20 protein-coding genes and 6 pseudogenes are annotated in these 24,929 nt (G+C 62.5%); 11 read left to right on the top strand and 15 right to left on the bottom strand.

Translation table 11 applies throughout. The features are described 5' to 3' along the window. Positions 1–93 precede the first annotated feature (93 nt). From ACHMW6_RS03755 to tyrS, 6 genes are all read right to left on the bottom strand, one after another. Positions 94–327 carry a helix-turn-helix domain-containing protein gene (locus ACHMW6_RS03755; protein WP_395405666.1) on the bottom strand — a complete coding sequence of 78 codons (234 nt, stop codon included), beginning with the start codon at positions 325–327 and terminating at the stop codon, positions 94–96. A gap of 43 nt (positions 328–370) precedes the next feature. Further along, complete coding sequence (gene dusB / locus ACHMW6_RS03750) at positions 371–1,387, bottom strand: tRNA dihydrouridine synthase DusB (protein WP_395405664.1); 1,017 nt, start codon at positions 1,385–1,387, stop codon at positions 371–373. A 175-nt stretch (positions 1,388–1,562) separates the two neighbouring features. Next, complete coding sequence (locus tag ACHMW6_RS03745) at positions 1,563–2,204, bottom strand: histidine phosphatase family protein (protein WP_395405662.1); 642 nt, start codon at positions 2,202–2,204, stop codon at positions 1,563–1,565. Continuing rightward, positions 2,205–2,828, bottom strand: coding sequence for a YbhB/YbcL family Raf kinase inhibitor-like protein (locus tag ACHMW6_RS03740; protein ID WP_395405660.1), 624 nt, complete (start codon positions 2,826–2,828; stop codon positions 2,205–2,207). 103 nt (positions 2,829–2,931) lie between these two features. Beyond that, positions 2,932–3,381 (bottom strand): D-aminoacyl-tRNA deacylase, encoded by a 450-nt coding sequence (dtd, locus tag ACHMW6_RS03735; RefSeq protein WP_395405658.1) that lies wholly within the window; start codon positions 3,379–3,381, stop codon positions 2,932–2,934. After that, a complete protein-coding gene (gene tyrS, locus ACHMW6_RS03730; protein ID WP_395405656.1) occupies positions 3,378–4,634 on the bottom strand; it encodes a tyrosine--tRNA ligase in 1,257 nt (418 codons plus the stop codon). The genes dtd and tyrS overlap by 4 nt, the downstream gene beginning before the upstream one ends. Positions 4,635–4,790: 156 nt before the next feature. On the opposite strand from tyrS, the gene ACHMW6_RS03725 reads away from it, so the two are divergent. Together ACHMW6_RS03725 and ACHMW6_RS03720 are read left to right on the top strand one after the other, a co-directional pair. After that, entirely contained in the window at positions 4,791–6,167 is a 1,377-nt protein-coding gene (locus ACHMW6_RS03725; protein WP_395405654.1) for a peptidoglycan DD-metalloendopeptidase family protein, read from the top strand. 220 nt (positions 6,168–6,387) lie between these two features. Next, positions 6,388–7,478 (top strand): annotated as a pseudogene (locus ACHMW6_RS03720) (anhydro-N-acetylmuramic acid kinase). 31 nt (positions 7,479–7,509) lie between these two features. On the opposite strand, the pseudogene erpA reads toward ACHMW6_RS03720, so the two are convergent. The 4 genes and pseudogenes from erpA to rplM all read right to left on the bottom strand — a co-directional run bounded on the left by erpA (position 7,510) and on the right by rplM (position 10,050). Next, positions 7,510–7,871: pseudogene (gene erpA, locus ACHMW6_RS03715) on the bottom strand (iron-sulfur cluster insertion protein ErpA). Between the two features lie 90 nt (positions 7,872–7,961). Further along, positions 7,962–8,994 (bottom strand): annotated as a pseudogene (argC, locus tag ACHMW6_RS03710) (N-acetyl-gamma-glutamyl-phosphate reductase). A 226-nt stretch (positions 8,995–9,220) separates the two neighbouring features. Beyond that, positions 9,221–9,613, bottom strand: a complete 393-nt coding sequence (gene rpsI, locus ACHMW6_RS03705) for a 30S ribosomal protein S9 (protein WP_107140763.1) — start codon at positions 9,611–9,613, stop codon at positions 9,221–9,223. Between the two features lie 9 nt (positions 9,614–9,622). Then, a pseudogene (gene rplM, locus ACHMW6_RS03700) lies at positions 9,623–10,050 on the bottom strand (50S ribosomal protein L13). Positions 10,051–10,283: 233 nt separating this feature from the next. On the opposite strand from rplM, the gene ACHMW6_RS03695 reads away from it, so the two are divergent. Genes ACHMW6_RS03695 through ACHMW6_RS03680 form a run of 4 tightly spaced genes read left to right on the top strand, consistent with a single transcriptional unit; the run spans position 10,284 to position 14,099 of the window. Continuing rightward, entirely contained in the window at positions 10,284–11,735 is a 1,452-nt protein-coding gene (locus ACHMW6_RS03695; protein WP_395405651.1) for an alpha/beta fold hydrolase, read from the top strand. Further along, positions 11,732–12,466: an ATP-binding cassette domain-containing protein gene (locus ACHMW6_RS03690; RefSeq protein ID WP_395405649.1), complete on the top strand. Its 735-nt coding sequence runs from the start codon at positions 11,732–11,734 to the stop codon at positions 12,464–12,466. The genes ACHMW6_RS03695 and ACHMW6_RS03690 overlap by 4 nt, the downstream gene beginning before the upstream one ends. After that, positions 12,463–13,647, top strand: coding sequence for an ABC transporter permease (locus tag ACHMW6_RS03685; protein WP_395405647.1), 1,185 nt, complete (start codon positions 12,463–12,465; stop codon positions 13,645–13,647). The genes ACHMW6_RS03690 and ACHMW6_RS03685 overlap by 4 nt, the downstream gene beginning before the upstream one ends. A 29-nt stretch (positions 13,648–13,676) precedes the next feature. Further along, positions 13,677–14,099, top strand: coding sequence for an OsmC family protein (locus ACHMW6_RS03680; protein ID WP_395405645.1), 423 nt, complete (start codon positions 13,677–13,679; stop codon positions 14,097–14,099). Positions 14,100–14,204: 105 nt separating this feature from the next. On the opposite strand, the gene coq7 is transcribed toward ACHMW6_RS03680, so the two are convergent. Together coq7 and ACHMW6_RS03670 are read right to left on the bottom strand one after the other, a co-directional pair. Further along, complete coding sequence (gene coq7, locus ACHMW6_RS03675) at positions 14,205–14,843, bottom strand: 2-polyprenyl-3-methyl-6-methoxy-1,4-benzoquinone monooxygenase (RefSeq protein WP_395405643.1); 639 nt, start codon at positions 14,841–14,843, stop codon at positions 14,205–14,207. Positions 14,844–14,875: 32 nt separating this feature from the next. After that, on the bottom strand, positions 14,876–15,328 hold the full coding sequence (locus ACHMW6_RS03670; RefSeq protein ID WP_395405641.1) for a hypothetical protein: 453 nt from the start codon (positions 15,326–15,328) through the stop codon (positions 14,876–14,878). Positions 15,329–15,601: 273 nt separating this feature from the next. Between ACHMW6_RS03670 and ACHMW6_RS03665 the strand changes: the two are divergent. The 3 genes and pseudogenes from ACHMW6_RS03665 to ACHMW6_RS03655 all read left to right on the top strand — a co-directional run bounded on the left by ACHMW6_RS03665 (position 15,602) and on the right by ACHMW6_RS03655 (position 20,579). Further along, positions 15,602–16,494, top strand: a pseudogene (locus ACHMW6_RS03665) (ABC transporter ATP-binding protein). An 80-nt stretch (positions 16,495–16,574) separates the two neighbouring features. Next, the gene (locus ACHMW6_RS03660) at positions 16,575–19,730 is read left to right on the top strand and encodes an ABC transporter permease (RefSeq protein ID WP_395405639.1); all 3,156 of its coding nucleotides are present in this window, start codon (positions 16,575–16,577) and stop codon (positions 19,728–19,730) included. Positions 19,731–20,155: 425 nt separating this feature from the next. After that, positions 20,156–20,579: pseudogene (locus ACHMW6_RS03655) on the top strand (DUF3597 domain-containing protein). On the opposite strand, the gene ACHMW6_RS03650 reads toward ACHMW6_RS03655, so the two are convergent. After that, positions 20,576–22,174 (bottom strand): methyl-accepting chemotaxis protein, encoded by a 1,599-nt coding sequence (locus tag ACHMW6_RS03650; RefSeq protein ID WP_395405637.1) that lies wholly within the window; start codon positions 22,172–22,174, stop codon positions 20,576–20,578. The pseudogene ACHMW6_RS03655 and the gene ACHMW6_RS03650 overlap by 4 nt on opposite strands. A gap of 124 nt (positions 22,175–22,298) precedes the next feature. On the opposite strand from ACHMW6_RS03650, the gene ACHMW6_RS03645 reads away from it, so the two are divergent. Continuing rightward, positions 22,299–22,988 carry a hypothetical protein gene (locus ACHMW6_RS03645; RefSeq protein WP_395405635.1) on the top strand — a complete coding sequence of 230 codons (690 nt, stop codon included), beginning with the start codon at positions 22,299–22,301 and terminating at the stop codon, positions 22,986–22,988. Next, positions 22,985–23,524, top strand: coding sequence for a hypothetical protein (locus tag ACHMW6_RS03640; RefSeq protein WP_395405633.1), 540 nt, complete (start codon positions 22,985–22,987; stop codon positions 23,522–23,524). The genes ACHMW6_RS03645 and ACHMW6_RS03640 overlap by 4 nt, the downstream gene beginning before the upstream one ends. 236 nt (positions 23,525–23,760) lie before the next feature. Here ACHMW6_RS03640 and ACHMW6_RS03635 read toward each other — a convergent pair whose 3' ends face one another. Then, positions 23,761–24,468 carry a succinylglutamate desuccinylase/aspartoacylase family protein gene (locus ACHMW6_RS03635; RefSeq protein WP_395405631.1) on the bottom strand — a complete coding sequence of 236 codons (708 nt, stop codon included), beginning with the start codon at positions 24,466–24,468 and terminating at the stop codon, positions 23,761–23,763. Continuing rightward, on the bottom strand, positions 24,380–24,877 hold the full coding sequence (locus tag ACHMW6_RS03630) for a succinylglutamate desuccinylase/aspartoacylase family protein (protein WP_395405629.1): 498 nt from the start codon (positions 24,875–24,877) through the stop codon (positions 24,380–24,382). Before ACHMW6_RS03630 ends, ACHMW6_RS03635 begins: the two co-directional genes overlap by 89 nt. Positions 24,878–24,929: the final 52 nt, after the last annotated feature.

The following is a 24,929-nucleotide window of genomic DNA, read 5'->3' as shown; positions in this document are numbered from 1 at the left end:
GTGGAGGGAGGTTGGTGAATATTCTGGTTGAACAAACCCACGGCCCCACAGGCCGGTCACAGCCACATTGGGAGCCGGACGGTAGAGCGAGCCTTACAGCAGGCCGTGTTCCTGTAACTTCTTGCGCAAGGTATTGCGGTTGATGCCGAGCATCTGGGCGGCATGCGACTGGTTGCCATCGGCGCGCGTCATCACCACTTCGAGGATGGGACGTTCGACCGTCATCACGACCATGTCATAGATATTCGATGCCTGCTGCTCACCCAGGTCATTGAAGTAGTCTTCTAGGCTTTTCTGGACGACTTCCTGGATACTTTCTTTGCTCATGTTGTTGTCATTCTGCTAAATTTTTTGCCATAGCGGGCGCCGGTCAGGCAGCCAGCTGTTCTTCGGCGAGGCGGTATTGTAACCGCTCACCATACTTCCATTGGGATTCAAAGAAGCTGTCGACCGCGCGGAGTTGTTCTTCGGTCGATTCGAGGCGGTTCATTTCCTGACGGAATGCCTCCCCGCCTGGGAGGTCGCGCACATACCAGCCGATATGCTTGCGCGCGGTACGCACGCCCAGGTATTCGCCATAGAAGGCGTAATGGGCGCACAGGTGTTCGTGCATCAGCTTGCGCACTTCGGCCACCAGCGGCGCCGGCAGGTATTCGCCGGTGCGCAGGAAATGGTCGATTTCGCGGAAGATCCAGGGGCGGCCCTGGGCGGCGCGGCCGATCATCACGGCATCTGCCCCGGTCTTGTCCAGCACATAGCGGGCCTTGTCCGGGGTGGTGATATCGCCGTTGGCCACCACCGGGATCTTCACGGCGGCTTTCACAGCGGCGATCGTTTCATATTCGGCATCGCCCGTGTAGCCGTCGGCGCGGGTACGGCCGTGCAGGGTCAGCATCTGGATGCCGGCCTGTTCGGCGATGCGGGCGATGTTCAGGGCATTCTTGTTTTCGCGGTTCCAGCCGGTGCGGAACTTCAGGGTCACCGGCACATCCACCGCCGGGACCACGGTGTTCAGGATGCGTTCGACCAGGTCCTCGAACTGCAGCAGTGCGGAGCCGCACCAGTTGTTGCAGACCTTCTTGACCGGGCAGCCCATATTGATGTCGATGATCTGGGCGCCCTTGTCGACGTTGAATTTGGCGCATTCGGCCAGCTCGCCCGGATCGGCGCCGGCGATCTGCACGGCTTTCGGCTCCATCTCGCCCGCATGGTCGATGCGGCGCGAACTCTTCTCGCTGGCCCACAGCCGCGGATTGGACGCGGCCATTTCGGAAACCGCATATCCCGCGCCCAGCTCCTTGCACAGCTGGCGGAACGGGCGATCCGTCACGCCTGCCATGGGGGCAACGAAAACGTTATTTCGGAGTAAATGCGGGCCGATTTTCACTAGCGACTTCCAAGAACTGAGCGAAGAAACCGATTATTCTAACCGAAGCTCTGCACAAAATATAAGCACTATTTTTTATTTAAACGGCAAGTGTGCAGCTTGGACGTTATGAAACAGTGTTTTCGTGAGGAAAAATAGTGTACGGACGTGCGCAGACGCAACAGAGCGATCCGTCCTACAAATCGTCGATGGTGGCGGTTTGTAAATGTGCTACATCACCCCATTGCTCCAGGGCGAGTTTTGTTGCTTCCATTGTGAAACGGTTGATGCTTGCGTTCTTCACCTGGAAGTCGCGCGGGCTGTCCAGCGCCATCTGGTTGGCGGCGCGGTAAGCACACTCCAGCACGCCGCCGTGGGCGACAAGGGCAATCGTTTTCCCTGGCCACTGGGCAGCCCAGCCGGCGATGGCGCCGGTACAGCGCTCATAGAACTGTCGGAAACTTTCAGCCAAGCGATTGCCATGCGGCATGATGGAATCGACGTCGCGCGCCTGCCACTCGGCAAATTCGATCGGGTAGCGCTCGGCGATTTCCGTATACAGCAAGCCTTCGAACACGCCATAGGCGCGCTCGCGCAAGGCCGGGTCCATCTGCAGCGGCAGGCCATGGTGGGCCACGACCGCTTCCGCCGTCTGGCGTGCGCGCCCCAGGTCGCTGGATATGATGGCGTCGATCTGCTCGCCGGCCAGGGCGCGTCCCAGCGCGAGCGCCTGGCGTCGGCCGACCTCGCTGAGGGGAATGTCGATATGGCCCTGCAGACGGCGCACGGCGTTCCATTCCGTCTCTCCGTGACGGATCAGGATGATACTGGTCTTCATTTAGCGCAGGGTATAAGTGCCGATGATCTGGGCTTCGTCGAGAATGTGGCCGTGGATGGCCTTGCAGACATCCGGGCCCGTGAAGCGGCCTTCCAGCGGCAGGCGCGCGATATCCAGCGCGTACAGCCTGAATATATAGTGGTGCACGCGCTCGTCGTTCCATGGCGGGCACGGGCCATCATAGCCGTAATAGTCGCCGGACATTTCCTTGTCGCCGGCGAACCAGCCCGTGTAATCGTTCACGCCATGGCGCAGCGCTTCCCTGCTGCCCTCAACCGACGGCCCCGGCTTGCCGCGCGGCGTCACGGCGGACGAGAACTCCCCTTCCGCGATGGACGTGCGCTTGAGCGGGATGTCGATCAGCGACCAGTGGAAGAAGTCCGCGCGCGGCATGGATTCCGGCAGGGTCTTGCCTTCCTGGTTCACATCATCGCCGATGGTCGGCACATCGCCATCGATGCACACCAGCACCAGCGATTCGGTGCCGGCCGGCACTTCGCTCCACGCCAGGTGGGGATTGCGGTTGGAGGACAGGCGCACGTGCGTGGCCGGGTCCTTGACTGCGAAGGCGTTCGCGCCGGGGATGGCCGCGCCGTCTTTGAAAGTATCGCTCCAGAGCTTCATATATGAACCCGAAAGTCTGGTGTCAGCCACGATGTGGCAGACACCTGTTTTTAGGCCGCGGCCCCGAACCAAGTGTCTGCCACATCGTGGCAGACACTAGCTCTTACGGTTTAGGCCCCACCTGCAACCAGAAAGTAACCGGTCCATCATTGGTCAGCGACACTTTCATATCCGCCCCAAACATGCCGGTTTCCACCACTGCATGCTTCGCGCGCGCCTGGCGCACGAAGTATTCGAACAGGCGCTGCCCGTCGGCCGGTGCAGCAGCGGGCGAGAACGAAGGGCGAGTGCCCGAGTTCGTATCCGCCGCCAGCGTGAACTGCGGCACCAGCAACAGGCCGCCCGCCACATCGGTGACGGACCTGTTCATCTTACCAGCGTCATCAGAAAACACGCGATACGACAAAAGCTTTGCAAGTAACTGGTCCGCCTCGCGTTCCGTATCGCCTTTCTCGGCGCACACCAGCACCATCAATCCGCTGTCGATGGCGCCAATGGTAGCGCCATCTACGACAACCTTGGCGGACGATACGCGTTGCAGCAGGCCGATCATGCGGACAGGGTCACTTTCGCGAACTTGCGCTTGCCGACTTGCAGCACGAAGGTGCCGGCCTCGACCTTGAGCGCCTTGTCGCTGACCACGGCGCCATCGATGCGCACGCCGCCCTGGTCGATCATGCGCAGCGCTTCCGAAGTGGAGGCGCACAGATTGGTCTGTTTCAGCAGCTGGCCGATACCAAGAGGCGCACCGGACACGGCAACTTCCGGCACATCTTCCGGAATACCGCCCTTCGAACGGTTGACGAAGTCTGCCAGCGCATCCTCGGCCGCCTGGCGCGAGTGGAAGCGCTCCACGATTTCCTGCGCCAGCGCCACTTTCGCGTCGCGCGGATTGGCGCCGCCTTCGATCGCCTTCTTCAGGCCAGTCACTTCGTCGATCGACTTCCACGACAGCAGTTCGTAGTAGCGCCACATCATCACATCGGAAATGGACATCACTTTGGCGAACATGGTGTTTGCCGGTTCCGTAATGCCGATGTAATTGTTCTTCGACTTGGACATCTTATCCACGCCGTCCAGGCCTTCCAGCAGCGGCATGGTCAGCACCGACTGCTGCTCCTGCCCGTAGTCCTTCTGCAACTCGCGGCCCACCAGCAGGTTGAACTTCTGGTCGGTGCCGCCCAGCTCCAGGTCGGCCTTCAGGGCGACGGAGTCATAGCCCTGCATCAGCGGGTAGAGGAATTCATGCACGGAGATCGGCGTGCCGTTCTTGAAGCGCTTGGCGAAGTCGTCGCGCTCCATCATGCGCGCCACGGTGTAGCGCGACGCGAGCTGGATCATGCCGCGCGCACCCAGCGGATCGCACCATTCGGAGTTGTAGCGGATCTCGGTCTTCGAAGCGTCGAGCACCAGCGATGCCTGCTTGAAGTAAGTCTGCGCGTTCAGCTCGATCTGCTCGCGCGTCAGCGGAGGACGCGTGACGTTGCGGCCGGAAGGATCGCCAATCATCGACGTGAAGTCGCCGATCAGGAAGATCACCTGGTGGCCCAGGTTCTGCAGCTGGCGCATTTTATTCAGCACCACGGTGTGGCCGAGGTGCAGGTCGGGCGCGGTTGGATCCAGGCCCAGCTTGATGCGCAGCGGCACGCCGCTTTGTTCGGAGCGCGCCAGCTTTTGGGCAAACTCGCTTTCGATGATCAGTTCATCGACGCCGCGCTTGGTGATGGCGAGGGCTTCCTGTACGTTGTCCGACAACGGCAGGATGGTTGCGGTCGCCTTTTGTGGCGAAGCGGTGTTGGTATCCATGTTTAAACGAAATTCTCTCAAATTGTTGGCACGGCTTCGGACTAGGTTATAATGCGCGATCCCATCCATACCGCCAGACGAAAACGAGACAAATCAATAACTTAGATCGAAATAACAAGATTCTAAAAGTTCAAGCGGCAAATTTTAACTGATTGCATGAACCCTATAAACAAGTTCACGAGCTCCGGCTTGTACAATCTGCTAGGTTCGACGCGCAAGGCGCGGATCGTCAGCGCCTCTGCCCTGTTCCTGGCAGTTTGCGCCTTCGGTGCCGCCGGTGTTGCCCCACTTGCGCCCGACGCGAGTGACTTGCCCGTCAAGACCATTGCCCAGGATATCCAGCTGCCCGACCTGTCTACCCAGATCGCGGCCCTGCAGCAGCAAGAAAGCTCCCAGACCTACATCCACGAAGAGAAGATCCGCGCCGGCGACACCCTCGCCACCCTGATGACGCGCCTCGGTGTGGAAGATGACGCCGCCGAAACCTTCATCAAGAAGGACAAGGTCGCGAAAGGCGTGATGCAGCTGCGCACCGGCAAACGCGTGCAGGCCCAGACCGATGAAGACGGCAACCTGCTGTGGCTGCGCGCCACCGTGGTCGATGGCAAGGATAACCCTGTCAAGAATATCTCCGTCACCCGCAAGGGAGACGCCTTCACGGCTGAAGAAGTTCCCGCACAACTGGAACGCCGTGTCGAAATCCATGCCCGCGACATCACCACCACGCTGTTCGCTGCAACGGACTCGAGCGCAGACGGCAGCCGCCTGCCGGATTCCGTGGTCGCGCAGATCGTGGAAATGTTCTCGACCAATATCGACTTCCGCTCCGACCTGAAGCGCGGCGACAAATTCAACGTCGTCTACGAAACCTTCTGGCAGGACGGCGAGTTCGTGCGCGCAGGCCGCATCCTGGCTGGCGAGTTCACCAACAAGGGCGTGACCTACCAGTCCGTGTGGTTCGAAGATCCATCGACCAAACAGGGCGGCTATTACAGCTTCGACGGCAAGGCACTGAAGAAGGCTTTCCTGAAGTCGCCGCTGGAGTTCTCGCGTATTTCTTCCGGCTTCTCGATGCGCGTGCACCCGATCTCGGGCAACTGGAAACAGCACAAGGGCATCGACTTTGCCGCTGCAACCGGCACGCCGATCCGCGCTGCGGGCGACGGCACCGTCGATTTCGCCGGCCAGCAAGGCGGCTACGGCAATGTGGTCGTGCTGAAGCACTGGAATAATTACACCACCGCTTACGCGCACATGAGCCGCTTCGCTTCCGGCATGAAGAAGGGCCAGAAAGTGTCGCAGGGCGATGTGATCGGCTATGTGGGCACCACCGGTTGGTCGACCGGCGCTCACCTGCACTACGAATTCCGCGTGGGCGGCGAAGCGAAGGACCCGGGCAAGCTGAACGTCGAAGCCCAGGCCCCGCTGACCGCTGCTGAAATGTCCCGCTTCAAGACTGTGGCCGGCGACATGATCCACCGCTTCGCGCTGCTGCGCCCGGCTGGCTCCACCAGCACGCTCGCGGCCAAGTAAAAACCCAAGGCTCAAAACTAGTGTCTGCCACATCGTGGCAGACACTTGGTTCACGCCGTGGGTTCTTTCAACTGAAGCGCCACCCACACACGCAAGAACCCAAGGCCCAAATCTAGTGTCTGCCACATCGTGGCAGACACTTGGTTCACGCCGTGGGTTCTTCCATTTGCAGCGCCCCCCACATAGTGCACAATACGTGCAAATTGTCGGGGAGAACTGCATGAGTTTATATATCGGATTGATGTCCGGCACTAGCCTGGACGGTGTCGACGGCGTGCTGGTCGATTTCTGGGCAGGCGCCGCGCGCACCATGTCCGCCGCCTACGTCGCCTTTCCTCCCGCGCTGCGGGCCGAGCTGATGGCCCTGCAAGCCGCCTCCCCCAACGAACTCGAGCGCGAAGCTTTGGCCGCGAACCAGCTGGCCGCGATCTATGCCGAGTGCGTCGCCGGCCTGCTGGTAAAGGCCGGCATGAAAGCCGCCGATGTGCGCGCAGTCGGCGTGCATGGCCAGACCATCCGCCACCGTCCTGAACTCGGCTTCACCCGCCAGACCAATAACCCTGCCCTGCTCGCCGAGCTGTGCGGCATCGACGTGATTGCCGACTTCCGCAGCCGCGACATCGCCGCCGGCGGCCAGGGCGCGCCGCTGGTACCCGCCTTCCACCACGCGATGTTCGGTGAACCGGGCCGCACGCGCGTGCTCGCCAATATCGGCGGCATCGGCAATATCTCGGTGCTGCATGCGGACGGCCACGTGGCCGGATTCGATCCGGCCCGGGCAATGTGCTGATGGATGCGTGGATCGGACGCCACTTGGGCAAGGAATACGATGAGGATGGCGCCTGGGCCGCTTCCGGCAAGGAAGTGCCGGGCCTGCTGGCGGCGCTTCTGGCGGAGCCCTACTTCTCCCTGCCGGCGCCGAAGTCTACTGGCCGCGACCTGTTCCATGCGGACTGGCTCGATGCCCGCCTGGCTCCGTTCACCAACGCGGCGCCCGAGGATGTGATGTTCACGCTGACCCGTCTCACGGCAATCAGCCTGGCCAACGCCATCAAGGAATACCAGACGGAAGCCGTCTTCCTTTGCGGAGGCGGAGCGTATAACGCAACGCTGATCCGCGAACTGCAGGCGGAGCTGGGAGCGAACGTGTCGGTGAAGACTACGGATGCGCTGGGCGTGCCGCCCAATCGCGTGGAGGCGCTGGCCTTTGCGTGGCTGGCATTCAGGTTTGGGGAACGTCAGCCGGGCAATCTGCCGGCCGTGACGGGCGCGCGGGGCGAGCGCATTCTCGGCGCGCTCTACCCACGCTGAGCCGGGCGCCAGGCGGCGCCGGCGAGGTGCGTTACACGCTGAAGGAGGAACCGCAGCCGCAGGTCGAGGTGGCTTGCGGGTTCTTGATCACGAACTGGGCGCCTTCGAGGTCGTCCTTGTAGTCGATCTCGGCGCCCACCAGGTACTGGTAGCTCATCGAGTCGATCAGCAGTTGGACGCCGTTCTTCATCATCGTGGTGTCATCTTCGTTGACGATTTCGTCGAAGGTGAAACCGTACTGGAAGCCGGAGCAGCCGCCACCCTGCACGAATACGCGCAGTTCAGGTCCGGGTTGCCCTCTTCTTCGATCAGTTGCGCTACCTTTTCAGCGGCCGCGTCGGTGAATACGATCGGCGCCGGGATCACGTCTTGCGCTTCGGCTACTGCAGTCATGTGTTACTCCTAGCTAAATTCAGTTGAACCATTATAGACCATGCCGTGGCTGGCCGCTTGGGGCCGGTCCAGCCACGCTACCTGGGTCAGTTATGGCATCAGGGCGATGTTCTCAAGGCCCATGCCTTCCGGCAGGCCGAACATCAGGTTCATGCATTGCACCGCCTGGCCGGACGCGCCCTTGACCAGGTTGTCCTGCACCACCAGCACGATGACAGTATCGCCATGGCGGTGCAGCGCCAGGCGCAGGATGTTCGCGCCGCGGGTCGAGCGGGTTTCAGGATGCGAGCCGAACGGCATCACGTCCACGAAAGGCTGGTCCTTGTAGGCGTCTTCGAACAGCTTTTGCAGTTCTTCGTTGGAAACTTCCCTGGTCAGGCGGCCGTACAGGGTCGAGTGCATGCCGCGGATCATCGGCACCAGGTGCGGCGTGAAGATCAGGTTGACCTTGTCGCTGGTAAAGCGCTGCAGCTGGGCCGTGGTTTCCGGGGTGTGGCGGTGGCCGCCCACGCCGTAGGCTTTAAAGTTGTCGGACGATTCCGAGAACAGGATGCCGATCTCGGCCTTGCGGCCTGCACCGGACACGCCGGATTTGCAGTCGGCGATCAGGTGGCCGGCGTCGATCAGGCCGGCCTTCAGCAGCGGTACGAAGCCCAGCTGCATGGTGGTCGGGTAGCAGCCCGGGTTGGCGATCAGCTTGGCAGCCTTGATGTCTTCGCGGTTCAGCTCCGGCAGGCCGTACACGGCCTGTTCCAGCAGCTCAGGCGCGGTGTGATCGATCTTGTAGGTCTTTTCGAACACGGCGCGGGTCCTTGATGCGGAAGTCCGCCGCCAGGTCGATGACCTTGACGCCTTTGGCCAGCAGCTCGGGCGCTTGCGCCATGGCTACACCGTGCGGGGTGGCGAAGAACACCACGTCGCACTGGGTCAGGTCGGCCTTGTCCGGCGCCGAAAACGCCAGGTTCACGCGGCCGCGCAGGGAAGGATACATATCGGCAACTGGCACGCCATCTTCCTTGCGCGACGTAATCGCCGTCAGCTGCACTTGCGGATGAACGGCCAACAGTCGCAGCAATTCCACCCCGGTGTATCCGGTGCCGCCGACGATGCCAACTTTGATCATGTTTTTTCCTTCACCTTTGTTCGTTTGTTGAAAAATTGTCGAGGCCGCGGGCCCGCAGGCACGGCGGATCAATGATCCGCCCTACGCGCCAACGTTCATTCCAGCGTCAACCTGCCCACGGGACGCCCATTTATCAGCACTGCCAAAATAGCGCGCCAGATGAAAAAAAGCCGCTGGAGCGAACCAGCGGCCTTTTTGCACAGCGATAAACGCTGTAGGAAACGAATTAACGCTTCGAGAACTGCTTTGCGCGGCGTGCTTTGCGCAGACCCACTTTTTTACGCTCAACTTCACGAGCGTCGCGGGTGACGAAGCCGGCGCGGGCCAGATCGCCCTTCAGGCCTGCATCGTAGTCGATCAGGGCGCGGGTGATGCCGTGGCGCACTGCACCTGCCTGGCCGGACTCACCGCCGCCATGCACGTTTACCTTGATGTCGAAACGCTCGACGTTGCCGGTCAGTTCCAGCGGCTGACGGATCACCATCAGGCCGGTTTCGCGGGAGAAGTATTCCGAAGCAGGCTTGCCGTTCACGATGATTTGGCCAGTGCCAACCTTGATGAACACACGAGCAACTGCACTCTTGCGACGGCCGGTGCCGTAGTTGTAGTTACCGATCATGTCAGTTCCTTAGAATTCGAGTGCTTTAGGTTGCTGGGCAGCGTGCGGGTGGGAACCCTCAGCGTACACTTTCAGCTTCTTGATCATGGCGTAGCCCAGAGGACCCTTCGGCAGCATGCCTTTGACAGCCTTTTCCAGGGCGCGGCCCGGGAAGCGCTGTTGCATCTTCAGGAAGTTGGTCTCGTAGATGCCGCCCGGGTAGCCGGAGTGACGGTAGTAGGTCTTCCGGTTGCCTTGGTGCCGGTCACGCGCAGTTTGCCTGCGTTCACGACAACGATGAAGTCGCCGGTGTCAACGTGAGGGGTGAATTCTGGCTTATGCTTGCCGCGCAGTCGGCGTGCCACTTCGCTGGCAACACGGCCGAGGACTTTGTCCGTCGCGTCAATCACGAACCAATCGCGCTGGACTTCATGGCCCTTAGCGGAAAAAGTTTTCATGTTTTGACTTTCTGTGAAAGATTTTAAAAACGCTCATATGGTGGTTCCGCCCCGGTGTAGCAGCGGACGCAGCCTTCTTGCTGTACTTTTCCTGAGCGAACGGAAAGCTGACGATTATAGCCCGGCTGGCGCAAACCGGTCAAGCCGCACTGTGGCGTCCGTCAATGCATGATTCGTTGCCAAGAAGATATTGCAGGGGCTACCATGGAAGCCCAACCATTCGAGGGCCGAACATGCTCCACTTACCGCCCCGCCGGACCGCCGCCACTGCTGCAGCCCTGGTCCTGTCCCTGCTGCCCGCGCTGGCCAATGCCGCCGCCGCGCCCCTGCCCGGCAAGGATTGCCACCTGCCCGGCATCGAGGAAGCCCTGCGCTGCGTGCGGCTCGATGTGCCGCTGGATTACGACAAGCCCGGCGCCACCCTCAGCCTGCACGTCACCGTCGCTCCCGCCCTGCGCGAATCGGCGCGCCGGGATCCCCTGTTCGTTCTGGCCGGCGGACCGGGCGAAGCAGGCAGCGACCTGGTCCCGCTGCTGAACGCCGCCTTCCGCAAGGTGCGCGCCACGCGCGACGTGGTGCTGATCGACCAGCGCGGCACCGGCCTCTCGGGCAAGCTTGATTGCGAGGCGGACGACAAGAACGAGGAAACAGCCAGCGAGGAAGAACAGGTGGCCGAAGCGCGCGCCTGCATCACAAAGCTGAACAAGCCCTACGCGCGCTACACCACGGAAGCGGCGGCGCGCGACATCGACCGCGTGCGGCAAAGCCTCGGCTACCACCAGGTGAATATCTGGGGCGGCTCCTACGGCACCCGCCTGGGCCAGGCCTACGCCCGCCTGTTCCCGCAACGCGTGCGCGCCATGGTGCTGGACGGCGTGGCGGCGCCGGACCAGATCGTGCCCGCCGGCGGCCGCGACGCCCAGGCCGCGCTGGACAAGCTGTTCCAGCAGTGCGCCGAGGACCAGCCCTGCGCGGCGACCTTCCCCGCCCTGCGACAGGAATTCAACGCCATCGTCGCCAAGCTGAACAAGGGCGCGCAGACGCTGGAACTGCCCGATCCGCGCACCGCCGAACTGCGCCAGGTGCGCATGACCAGCAACCGCTTCCTCGGCACCGTGCATAACATCCTGTATTCGCAGCAGGACAGCCGCCGCCTGCCTTTCCTGATCCACAGCGCCTACCAGAACCGCTGGCAGCCCTTCATCGCCCGCAGCAATATAGCGCGCGACTTCGCCACCGACGGCGGCCCGGCTACGCCGCTGCATCTGGCGGTGGTCTGCGCCGAAGACTTCCCGCGCCTCACGCCCGCCCTGCTGGTCGAGGATACGCGCGATTCCTTCCTCGGCAAGCCGCAGATCGACCGCATCGGCACGCTGTGCGAAAGCATGCAGGTGCCGGCCGTGCCCTGGTCCACGCCGGCGAAGATCGAAGCGCCTGTGCTGATGCTGTCCGGCGCGCTGGATCCGGTCACGCCGCCGCGCCGCGCCGAAGCGGCCGCGAAGTATATGACGCATGCCCAGCACCTCATCATCGACAACGCAGGCCACATCGTCACGCCGCTGGGCTGCGCGCCGCGCCTGCTGCGCGAGTTCCTCGACCAGCCGGGGAGCAAAGTGGCCGGCGAATGCCTGAAGGAGATCCCTGCGCCAACCTTCCAACTGAACAGCGCGGGGCCACAACCATGATCGAAGTCCGCGACCTCCGCAAGCAATTCGGCAAGGTGCAGGCCTTGTCCGGCGCCAGCTTCCGCGCCGAAGACGGCAAGATCACCGCCCTCCTCGGCCCCAATGGCGCCGGCAAGACCACCTTGCTGCGCACGCTGGTCGGCCTGCTCCAGCGCGATCACGGCACGATCGCCATCGATGGCGTGGACCCGGCCGTCGATCCGATGGCCGTGCGCCGCAATGTTGGCCTGCTGACCGACCAGTTCGGCCTCTACGACCGCCTGTCCACCCGCGAATACCTCGCTTACTTCGGTGAGCTGAACGATATGCCGCCCGCCGAGATTATCCGCCGCACCGAGGAAGTGACGGAGCTGCTGTCCCTGCACGACATCATCGACCGCCGCGCCAAGGGCTTCTCGCAGGGCCAGCGCATCAAGGTCGCGCTCGCGCGCACGCTGCTGCACCGCCCGCGCCACCTGCTGCTCGATGAACCCAGCCGCGGCCTCGATGTGATGAGCACCCGCGCCCTGCGCCGCGCCCTCGCCATGCTGAAGGCGGATGGCTGCTGCGTGATCATGGCCACCCACGTGATGCAGGAAGTGATCCACTCCTGCGACGATGTGATCGTCATCGCGCGCGGCAGCACCGTCACCCAGGGCACGCCGCAGCAGCTGTGCGAGCTGGCTGGCCTGGACAGTCTGGAAGACGCCTTCGTCAAGCTGGTCGGCACCGAGGAAGGGATCGAACTATGAGGACAAAATTCCTGATCGTGTTGCGCAAGGAAATCCGCGAAACCCTGCGCGACCGCCGCGCCCTGGGCCTGCTCGTGATCTTCGTGCTGATGTATCCGCTGCTGGTCGGCTTCGTGCTGCAGAAGCAGATCGAGCGCGCCACGCGGCCCGAGCGCGAGGGCGTGGAAATCGCTGTCATCGGCGGCAAGCAGGCGCCCACGCTGATGAACCAGCTCAAGCAGCGCAATATCAATATCACCGAACTGGAAGCGATGGACGAACCGGCGATCAATGCCCTGCTGCGCAAGCAGACGGTGACCGCCGTGCTGCGCCTGTCGCCGGAGTTCAGGGCCAGCTATCACGCCATGCGGCCGGCGCGCGTGGAGCTGTGGTTCGATTCCGCATCCGACAGCGTACGCAAGCTGGACGAGGTGGACTTCGTGCTGCGCGATTATGGCCGCCAGATCGCCGGTGCGCGCCTGCTGGCGCATGGCGTGTCGCCGGCCAACCTGAACCCGGTGCTGGTGCAGAAGTACGACACCGGCACCAGCGCCTCGCGCTCGGCCAATACCATCAGCACCATGCTGGGCATCTTCTTCATTCCGGCCTTTATGTTCTGCATGTCCACTGCTGTCGACAGCACGGCCGGCGAGCGCGAACGGCGCTCGCTGGAAGTGCTGTTGGCCCAGCCCGCGCGGCCGTCGGATCTGATCGTCGGCAAGTGGATGGCGGCGGCGCTCCTCTCGATTGTCGGCATCACGGTGGAGCTGGCGATTGCGCACGGCATCCTCAAGTGGCTGCCGCTGGAGGAAATCGGCTTGTCCTGGCGCCTGGCGTGGAGCGACCTGATGCTGGTCTGCCTGGCCTCGGCCACGCTGTCCATGTTCGCGGCGGCGCTGGAAATCGCCCTGGCCATCAATGCCCGCACCTTCAAGGAAGCGCAGACCCTGGTCAGCATTACGATGATCGTGCCGATCGTGCCGGTGATCGTGGTGCCGATGATGAATATCAGCACGGCGGGATGGATGTATATGGTGCCCGTGCTGTCCAACCAGACCCTGCTGCGCGAGTTGGCCAAGGGGCAGAGCATCGGCCTGTTGCCTTTCGCGCAAACTTTCTTCAGCAGCCTGCTGCTGGCCATGCTCTGCGTCTGGTACACGGAGCGGCGCATGAAGAGCGAACGCTACATGATGACCGTATAATGCACGAACGCAATTAACGGAGAACAGTAATGGAAGTGAAAGTCAGCTGGAATGGCCCGTCGGGCATGAGTTTCCGCGCCCAGACCGGTTCCGGCCACATGGTGTCGATGGACGGCGCACCCGAGGGCGGCGGCCACAACCTGGCGCCGCGTCCGATGGAAATGGTGCTGCTGGGCACCGGCGGTTGTACCGCTTATGACGTGGTGCTGATCCTGAAGCGCGGCCGTGAAGACGTGCGCGGCTGCGATGTGACCCTGCAGGCGGAGCGCGCGGATACCGATCCGAAAGTGTTCACCAAGATTAACTTCCACTTCGTGGTGACGGGCAAGAACCTGAAGCAGGCAACCGTGGAACGCGCGATTGCGCTGTCGCACGATAAGTATTGCTCGGCGAGCGTTATGCTGGGCAAGACTGCCGAGATCACCCACTCGTTCGAAATTGTTGAGGCTTGAAAACCCACGGCGAACCCTGGTGGCAGCCACTTCGTGGCAGCCACCTATCACGCGCCGCTGACCAAGGTGGCTGCCACATCGTGGCAGCCACCAGCTTTTCCGGTTTTAGATGTAATACGCCGTCGACGTCATCAGCTTGCTCATCCCCTTCATCGCCAGCTTGATCGGCAATGGCGTCGAGGTGGCGCCCATATCCTGCGCCGCCTTCCCATGCGCAATCTCATCCACGCGCATCTGCTCCACGATCGCGCGCGACTTTGCATCCTGTGGCGGCAGCCGGTCCAGGTGGCTGGCCAGATGCGCCTCCACCTGTGCCTCGGTCTCAACCACAAACCCCAGCGACTGCTTATCCCCCACCAGCGCCGCCGCGGTCCCCAAAGCATAAGCCCCCGCATAGAACAGCGGGTTCAGCACACTGGGCTGCGAGCCCAGCTCGGACAAGCGCTGCGCCGTCCACGCCAGGTGGTCCTCTTCCTCGCGGCTGGCGTGCTGGAACGCCTGGCGCATGTTCTCGCTCTTGGCAAAGCGCGCCTGCGAGTTGTACAGCGCCTGCGCCATCACCTCGCCCACATGGTTCACGCGCATCAGGCCCGCGCTGTGCTTGTGTTCCTTCTCCGTCATCTCCGCATCGGCCGCATGCGCCGCCGGCGTGGGGCGCGAGGCAGAAGCCACGCCAGCCAGCACGCGCAATGCCTTGTCCGCGCTGCAGATGAATTGGTCGAGTGGAGTGTGATGACGGTTCATGATAGTTTGTCCAGCTTGTACGGAAAACCACATTATAGGCCGCCTTCCTCCCGGAGGAGGCGCTGCTTCTCTATCCAGTCCGCCACCGGGCCGCGCACGTCGATTTTCGAGAGGTCCTTCGCCACGCCCAGGTTCAGCCCAAGCAGGAACGGAATCGATTCGACCGGTATATCGGTGCAGTAGGACGCCATCGCGCGCACGAAACGCGGTGAATCGAGCACCTTGACGACCTTGCTGCCGCTCATGAACTGCAGGATGGATGTAATGCTGTGGCCCGGGCCGATGGAATGGTAGATGAAACGGTTGAATTCCTTGTCCAGCGCCTGGAAATCCAGCGTTTCCTTGGTCATCAGGCTGGCCAGGTAGCACAGTCCCAGTGCAGTGCGGAAAAAGCCCGTGGACTCGTCCACAGTTAGCCCGCAACGGGTGACTGTCAGGATTTTTTCCTGCAGCGCAGCATCGAGTTTCAGAGGGGGATTAGCCATAGCCAAGGAATATATCTCAAGCCAGATACTTTTGTGCCTTGCGTCTGGGTATCGGACTTGCTACTCTTGAAACTTTAGTGATAAACCATCCACTCGATGCCACGATCCGTTCCCCTGAAAGCGCAATCTGGTTCGCCCGAAATTGCGGGCTGTCGCAATGGGGCAACCGGTATGTCGTAGATTCAATACAATGCCATCATGTGAAAAAAGCACAGATGGTACGCCGAGCAGCGCGCCATGCTGCGCTGCACCAGCAATGAATCAGGAGTAAGAATGGAATTACGCATCCGCAATTTGTCTAAAACCTATGCCAATGGGGTAGTCGCGCTGGACAATGTCTCGCTCACCATCCCGGCAGGCATGTTCGGCCTGCTGGGCCCGAACGGCGCAGGCAAATCGACGCTGATGCGGACCCTGGCAACCCTGCAGGAATGCGATTCCGGCTCCGTGTTCTTCGGCGAGCTCGATGTGCTGGATGAAAAGGATGAAATCCGACGCCTGCTCGGCTACCTGCCGCAGGACTTTGGCGTCTACCCAAAGTGACCGCCTACGAAATGCTGGATCACTTCGCCGTATTGAAAGGCCTGTCCCACCGCGCGCGCCGCCGCGAAGTGGTGGACGGCCTGCTGCAGCAGACCAATCTGTTCGATGTGCGCCACCAGCGCCTGGGCACCTTTTCCGGCGGCATGCGCCAGCGCTTCGGCATCGCGCAGGCCCTGCTGGGCGATCCCAGGCTGATCATCGTGGACGAGCCGACCGCCGGCCTCGATCCGCAGGAGCGCGTGCGCTTCCACAACCTGCTGTCCGATATCGGCGAAGACCGCACGGTGCTGCTGTCCACCCACATCGTCAGCGACGTGGCCGACCTGTGCTCGAACATGGCCATCATCAACAAGGGCAAGCTGCTGGTCACCGGCCCCACCCAGCAGCTGATCGACGATGTGAGCTGCAAGATCTGGGCGCGCTTCATCGACAAGCGCGACCTGCCGGACTTCCAGCAGCGCCATGCCGTGATCTCGACCCGCCTGATGTCCGGCCGCACCCTGATCCACGTCTACAACGACAACGATCCGGGCGATGGCTTCGAGGAAGCGCTGGGCGACCTGGAAGACTTGTACTTCGCGACCATCCTCGGCCGCCACGACGTCGCCCATAACTGCGACTAAGGGCCGCCCAATGTTCCACATCGCCTTGTTCGAAGCGAGACAGCGCCTGAAGCTGCTCTCGACCTGGGTTTTACTTCAGCATGTTCACCCTGCTGGCCGTGCTGTGGATGGCTGCCGCGGGCGGCGTATTCAAGGAAGCCATCGTTACCTTCGGCGGCCGCGTCTTCATCAACGCGCCGCGCTCCATCATGTTCACGGCTTCCTTCCTCGGCTGCCTCGGCGTGATCGTGATCGCGGCCATGATGGGCCGCTCGGTGCAGCAGGACTTCGAATACGAAACCCATCACTTCTTCTTCAGCGCGCCGATCCGCAAGTACCAATACATGTTCGGCCGCTTCTTCGGCGCCCTCGCCGTGCTGGCCGTGGTCTTCGCCAGCATCCCGCTGGGCGCCTGGCTTGGCACGCACGTGCCGGGCATCGATCCGGAACGCCTCGGGCCCTTCAATCTGCAGGCTTACCTGATCCCCTACTTCGCCGCCCTGCTGCCCAACCTGTTCATCTTCGGCGCCATCTTCTTCGTGTTGGCCGCGCTCACGCGCCGCATGCTGCCAGTGTATGTGTCCAGCGTGGTCATGCTGGTCGGCTATATCGTGGCGCCCGGCCTGGCGCGCGACCTCGATTACAAGACGCTGGCCGCGCTGATCGATCCCTTCGGCACCACGGCCGTGATCCGCCTCACCGAATATTGGCCGATCGCCGAACGCAACGCGCGCCTGGTGATGCTGGAGGGCGTCTACCTGCTGAACCGCCTGATCTGGTCCGGTGCAGCGCTGGTAGCGCTATTGCTCGGCTACTGGCGTTTCCACTTCGTCAGCACCACCGATAACGGCAGCAAGCGCGGCGAAGGCGAAATGCCGCTGCACCTGAGCGCCACCGCTGTCGACACGCGGCAGAAGCCCGACTTCGACCGCCGCAGCCTGGGCCTGCTGCTGTTGCGCTCCGCCTGGCTGAATTTGCGCGAGACGGTGAAGAACGTGTATTTCTTCGTCATCGTGCTGGCTGGCGTACTGACCATGTTTGCCAGCGCGGTCCATCCGGACCCGATGTACGGCACCGCCACTTATCCGGTGACGTACCAGATCATCGAGCTGGTGTCGGAAACCTTCTCCCTCTTCATGCTGGTGGTGACCACCTTCTACGCCGGCGAAATGGTGTGGCGCGAGCGCGAGCACCGCATGGCCCAGATGCTGGACGCGATGCCCGTGCCGAACTGGCTGCCCCTGCTGGGCAAGCTGTTTGGCCTGTTCGGCGTGCAAGCCGTGCTGCTGCTGATCGTCATGGTCTGCGGTATGCTGATCCAGCTGTCCAAGGGCTATTTCAACCTGCAGCCCGGCCTGTGGTTCCAGGGCCTGTTCCTGGTCGCGCTGCCGGGCTATATGCTGATCGCAGTGCTGTCCATTGCGGCGCAGGTCATGATCAACCAGAAGTATGTGGCCTATTTCGCGATGATCGTCTACTACGTCGCGACCATCACCTTCGCCACGCTTGGCCTCGACCATCCAATGGTTCTGTACGGCGTGACGCCGGGCCTGCGCTACTCGGACATGAACGGCTATGGCCATTTCCTGATGCGCGAGCGTTGGTATGAGCTGTACTGGGCCGGCGCTGCGCTAATGATGGTCGTGCTGTGCGTGATCTTCTGGTCGCGCGGTTCGAACACGGAATGGAAGCAGCGCGTACAGCTGGCACGCCATGCACTGACGGTGCCGGTACTGGCCAGCTTTGGTATCGGCCTGCTGATCTTCCTCGGCACGGGCGGCGTCCTCTACTACAACCTGCACTGCGCCAACGACTTCAAGACCGCCTTCCATCGGGATGCCGACCGCGCCGCCTATGAGCGCAAGTACAAGCAGGTGCTGGATGTGCCCCAGCCCCGCATCACGGATGTGAACCTGCAAGTGGACATCGTGCCCGAGAAGCGTGCGCTGGCCGTCAAGGGCTATTACACGCTGGAGAACAAGACTGCCGCGCCCATCTCCACGGTTTACGTGCAGCAGAACGCGGAAGCGGACTTCGCCCCGCTGCGCTTCAGCCGCACCGCGCACCGCGTGCTGAACGACAAGGAGCTGGGTTTCTACAGCTACCGCCTCGACAAGCCGCTGGCGCCGGGCGAGCGCCTCGCCATGGAATTCAATGTCGCTTACGCGCCGCACGGCATTCTCGGCCTGGGCAAGGACACGCCCGTCCTCGGCAACGGCACCTTCTTCCAGAGCACCATGCTGCCCCACATCGGCTACCAGCGCCACGCCGAGCTGACCGATCCGCGCGACCGCAAGAAGCACGGCCTGCCGGCGCAGGAACGTTCGCTGCCGCGCGACGATCCGAAAGGCCTGGCCGACAACTATGCCAGCAGCGATGCCGACTGGGTCAATTTCGACGCCGTCGTCAGCACCGCGCCGGACCAGACCGCGATCGCGCCGGGCAAGCTGGTAAGGGACTGGCGCGCCAAAGGCCGCCACTACTTCCACTACAAGATGGACCGCCCCATCCTGAACTTCTACGCCTTCCAGTCCGCGCGCTACGCCGTCAAGCATGACTGGTGGCAGGACGTCGGCATCGAGATCTACTACCAGCCGGGCCACGAATACAACCTGGACCGCATGGTCAAGGGCGTCAAGGAATCGCTGGAGTACTACACCCGCAACTTCAGCCCTTACCAGCACAAGATCGTGCGCATCGTGGAATTCCCGCGCTACGAAAAGTTCGCGCAATCCTTCCCGAACACCATCCCGTATTCGGAGAGCATGGGCTTTATCGCGAAGGTGGACGACAAGAACCCGAAGGACATCGACTACCCCTTCTATGTCACCGCCCACGAAGTGGCCCACCAGTGGTGGGCGCACCAGCTCATCGGCGGCAATACCCGCGGCGCCACGGTGCTGAGCGAAACCCTGGCCGAGTATTCGGCGCTGATGGTGATGAAGAAGAATTTCGGCGCGGCCCGCATGCGCCGCTTCCTGCGCTATGACCTGAACAGCTACCTGTGGGGCCGCGCGCTGGAGAACAAGAAGGAACTGCCACTGGCCGACAACGAAAAACCAGGGCTACATCCACTACCACAAGGGCAGCCTGGCCATGTACCAGCTGGCGGACATCGTCGGCGAAGACCGCATCAATACCTTGCTGGCTTCCCTGCTGCAGCAATATGCCTTCCACGCCGCGCCGTATCCGAGCGTGTCGGTGCTGGTGGATGGGCTGCGCAAACTGGTGCCGCCGCAGCAGGCTTACCTGATTGAGGATCTGTTCGAGACCATCACGCTGCACGACAACCGCGCCTTGTCTGCCGTGGCGCGCAAGCAGGCTGACGGGAAGTACGAAGTCACGCTGACCGTGCATTCCGCCAAGATGCGCGCCGATGAACTGGGGGCGGAAAAGGAAGTGCCGGTGCACGACCTGATCGACATCGGTGTGGACGACAAGGATGGCAATGCCCTGGTCCGCGAACGCAGGCTGATCGACCGGCGCGAGAATGTGTTCAAGCTGATCGTGTCCGCCCGCCCCGGCAAGGCGGGCATCGATCCGGACAACAAACTGATCGACCGCAAGCCGGATGACAATATGGTGACAGTGGAAATGGCCGCGCAGTAGGGTGCGCTCGCTAACAGATGCCTCGCTGGGCAAGCGCTAAACTGCAGGACAGTTCAAGAAAGCGAGGCCGCACATGGGCATCCTGAGCAATATTTTCCACAAGATTTTCCCGTCATCGCACCCGGCGGTTGCCGAACAGCCGACCACCGGTGCGCCCGCTCCAGCCGGCGCTGCACCAGCAGCTCCCGCCGCCCCCTGCTCCCGCAGCGCCTATCGCGCCTGCGCTGAAGACGCAGGAACCAGTCGACGTCGAGGCCATTCTCAATGAGAAGGCGAAACACGCCGGCCAGCAGTTGAACTGGCGCGAGTCGATTGTTGACCTGTTGAAATTGCTCGACCTGGACAGCAGCCTTGCCGCGCGCAAGGAGCTCGCCAGCGAGCTGCATTACACCGGCGATACCAATGATTCGGCCAAGATGAACATCTGGCTGCACAAGCAGGTGATGTTCAAACTGGCCGAACACGGCGGCACCGTGCCGGAAGAACTACGCCATTAAGCGGCCAGGCGCAGCGCGGTACGGCGCGGCGCCGTTGCGGCGCCTGGCGCCGGGCCGTTGCCCAGCTTGAACACGCTGACCGCCGTGGTCAGTGCGTCCGCCTGCTGCTGCAGCGAAACGGCAGCGGCGCTCGCCTCTTCGACGAGGGCAGCGTTCTGTTGCGTCACGCCATCCATTTCGGAGATGGCGCGGTTCACCTGTTCGATGCCCGAGCTCTGCTCTGCGCTGGCGGTGCTGATTTCGCCCATGATGGCGGTCACGCGCTGGATGCTGTCCACCACTTCGCTCATCGTGAAGCCGGCCTGCTCCACCAGCTTGCTGCCCGTCTCTACCTGGAACACGGAATCGTTGATCAGGTCCTTGATCTCCTTGGCCGCCGCCGCGCTGCGCTGCGCCAGGCTGCGCACCTCGGTCGCGACCACGGCAAAACCGCGGCCCTGCTCACCGGCGCGCGCCGCTTCCACGGCGGCGTTCAGCGCCAGGATATTGGTCTGGAAAGCGATGCCGTCGATGACGGCGATGATGTCCACGATGCGTCGTGCAGAAGCATCGATATTGCCCATCGTATCAACCACCTGCCCCACCACATCGCCACCGCGCGCCGCCACATCGGAGGCGGCCAGCGCCAGCCGGTTGGCCTGCTGCGCGTGCTCCGCATTCTGCTTCACGGTCGATGTCAGCTCGTCCATCGACGATGCCGTCTCTTCCAGTGCCGCCGCCTGCTGCTCGGTGCGCGAGGACAGGTCCAGGTTGCCCGCCGCGATCTCGCCGGAAGCACTGGCAATGCTGGCCGCGCTATGGCGCACCTCATGCACCACGCCCGCCAGGCCGGCATTCATCTTCTTCAGCGCGGCCAGCAGGTGGCCTGTTTCATCGCGTGAATCCACCATGATCTCGCTGCGCAAGTCGTTGTCGGCCACGGCATCGGCCACCGCCACAGCGCGCTGCAGCGGCACGGTGATGCCGCGCGTCAGGCGCCATGCACACAGGGCGCCCAGCACCACGACCAGCAGGCCGAAGCCGATCTGGAAGCTGCGGTTGCGCTCATACACTGCCTCGATTTCCTGCGCCTGGGTGTCGATGATCTTGCGCTGGAATTCCAGCAGCTTGCTCAAGCCGCCCAGGTAGTCCGCTGCGCCTGCCTTGAACGCGCCCTGCAGCACCTGCTCGGCCTCCTCAAATTTTTCTTCCTTCTTCAGCGCGATGATCTTGTCGCGCGCCGCCACATAGCGCTTGCGCGCTTCGCCCAGCTCGGCGAACAGCTTCTTTTCGTCGTCGCTCTCCATCAGCTCTTCGACCTTTTTCTGCAGGGCCGAGACTTCTTTCGTCGAGTTGGCGGTTTCTTCCGCAAAGTAGGCGCCCAACGAGGTATCGCTGCTCTTCGAGACGGCGGACGTGCGGCGCACGCTGGTGTGAATCAGGCGATACCAGTCGCTGATCATGCGCTCTTTGGCGAGCGGCAGTTGCATCATTTCGCGGGTGGAATCCGCAACAGTCTGCAGCTGGGTGATGCCAAGAATGGTCATCAGAATCGTTAAAGACAAAACGAGAGCAAAGCCTGCGGCCAGGCGAGTGCCTATATTCAAGTTTTTCATGATTAGGGGAAAGATTTGGCATTGTTGCCGTGAGGAACAATAAGTTTATCACATAAAACCTTCTACTGCTGAATCTTTGAGCAAAAACCTGTACAGCACAGCTCCCGGGTAATAAGATGCAAGGATGACTACACTCATCAATCGCCGCGCTTTTCTCGCGGCAGCCGGCCTTACCCTGGCCGGCCTGGCCGGTGCAGCGCCCCTTACCTGGGGCGAACATGGAATGGCCCTCTTCGGTGGCAAGGACGGCATTTATGCGTCCCATTTGCCAATGTTCCACGCTCCGCATGACTACCAGGTGCTGTTGCAGGTTCACATCGCCGATCCGCAAATTGACGCCGCATTGCGCCAGCGTCTGGACGGAAAGACAACGCTGTGGACCATCGCTCCGGAAAAATTCGAGCTGAACCGCCTGGCGCCCGCGGCCGCTCAGCCGCTGAAGCAGTTCAAGGCCGACCTGGTGCTCGGCCACTTCGAACAGGGCGGCACGGCACAATACACGGGCGCCACCGTGGTGGTCGACAAGGTGCTGCTGTTCCGCCAACTGGATGCCACGCCGCGCAACCAGGCCAGCGCGCGCTACCTGCAGCTGGGCAGCGGAGCCCAGCGCTTCCTGGTCAAGGAAATCGATGCGCGTCCGGACTTCGACCATATCCTGGCCTACCGTGCCGCGCCTGGCGCGCCTTCAGCGCCGGTCAGTGTTAGCAAGCGCTCACTTGAGGAAACTCCCGCCACCGCGCTGGCACAGGCTCTGGGTGCACCGTCCGGTGCTGTCGGCGGCACGATTTACTATTACACGGAGGATCTGAAATGAAGGGTGTTCCGTCCCAGCTGGAAGGTCTCTGGCGCCGCAAGGGCATCTGGCGCAAGAATGGTGAAAGCGACCTGATCACGCCGGTCTGGTGGTTCCAGGCCGCGCGCTACCACATCGACCTGCGCATCCCTGCGCAGCGCAGCCAGATGACGGGCTTCGCCGGCACCACCGTGGTCGAAGGCCAGCGCTGCGAATGGCAGCCCGAAATCGCCTATCCCTTCGTCAGCCCCGAACCGGACGCCGGCTGGCTGCGCATGGACAGCCACGACGCGCTGCACGAAACCGGCGTCGATGAGAGCTATGAAGAAGACTGGTACCGCGTACCCACCGGCCCGATGCAAAGCCGCCGCAGCGTGGACCGCGACACCGGCAAGATCACCTATGTGATCCAGTGCGAGGAATGGCACGCCATGGCCACGGGACACCCGACCAAGCCCGCCGAAATCACCATCTCCCACCGCACCACCGCCGGCGCCTGGCGCATCGTCGCCTCCACCATCCCCGCCCGCGAAAACGTCATCGTCCCCACGCCGTAGCCCGCTGCCCCACGCCCGCGCCGCGGCGTCCGGTCCGCCACGATCGCGCCACAACGCATGATCCGCCACGTCCGCACCGCGGCGTATGATCCGCCACGATCGCGCCACGACGCATGATCCGCCGCGTCCACACCGTGGTGTATGGGCCGCCATTGCCGCGTAGGGCGGATCATTGATCCGCCGTCGATGCGCCGTCGAAACGCATGCACGGCGGGTCGAATGACCCGCCCTACGCTTCAGAGGCTTAACAAACTCCCCGTCCGAAACGCCTTCGCCCCGGCAATCTTCGCCACATTCATCCCGCGAATCACGTACCGGTGCGCCAGACGCGTAAACAGCACCCCGTCCACGCCAGCCCTGAGCGGAGTAAGCTCCCCGCTAACCGGATCCACCAGCTCCGCCACCAAATCCCCGGCAGCCACGCGCTCGCCCACCTGGCGACAATAAACGAGCAAGCCCGAATGCGGCGCATCCACCCGCTGCGTCCCCTCCAGCGGTGTAGCCGCGCACGCCGGAGGCGGCAGCGCCACGGCGCCCAGATCGAGGATATCCTGCACCGCCAGATAGCGCAGGATAGCGTCCGCATCCCGCTCCGCCATCTCATGGCTGACCGACACTTCCCGCGCAGCTCCACCGTCACAGCGATGCAAGCGGGCGGAATCGGATAGCGTCCGCCGAAGTGCGCAGCCCAGGTCCCACCACAAGCGGCTGCAAGCCTCATCGAAAGGCTCGCCGCCGGCGCCCAGTGTGTACAGCAAGGCAGACGCCTGCATCAGATCCGCCAGCGGCTGCACCGCATTGCACAGCGGCGTGCCCGCATACAGATGCAGCGCACCCTCGTTCTCGCAATGCAGGTCAAGCACCACGTCCGCATCGATCGCCAACTGGAACAGGGCTTTCTTCAGCGTGACCGTATCCGAGTGCGGCTCGCCATTCCGCCACATACTCGCGCAGCAGGCGCCGTATCGCACGCACATTCGACGCAGCGTCCGGCCCCAGCTGGCCTTCCAGCGCCGTCTTCAGCCGCTCGAAATAATGCGGATAACCGCGATTGAAATTGATGCCCGTGCTGAGGTCGAAGCGCCCGAAGGGACGCTCATTGATCACCTGGGCCAGTCCGATCGGATTGGCGGCAGGAACGAGGATCACCTCCCCCGTCACCTTGCCCTCGGCATCCAGCGCCTCCAGCCGCGACCGCAGCTTCGTGGCGCACAGCATGGCCGGCACCTCGTCCGCATGAAGCGCCGCCTGGATATAGGCTTTCTTCCCGCCCGGTTTGCCAAAGCGGTAACTGGTGAGTTCCACATGGAGGCTGCCGTGGGCAGCGGAGATCGGATGCTTGTCAGTTTGCATACGGCCGATTATGGCGGGACCGCGCTCTATTGGCAAATGCTATCAGAACAGT

It is taken from the genome of Pseudoduganella sp. UC29_106 (assembly GCF_044055365.1).
Classification (GTDB): Bacteria; Pseudomonadota; Gammaproteobacteria; order Burkholderiales; family Burkholderiaceae_D; genus Rugamonas.
This window is presented reverse-complemented; position numbering and strand designations above follow the sequence as displayed.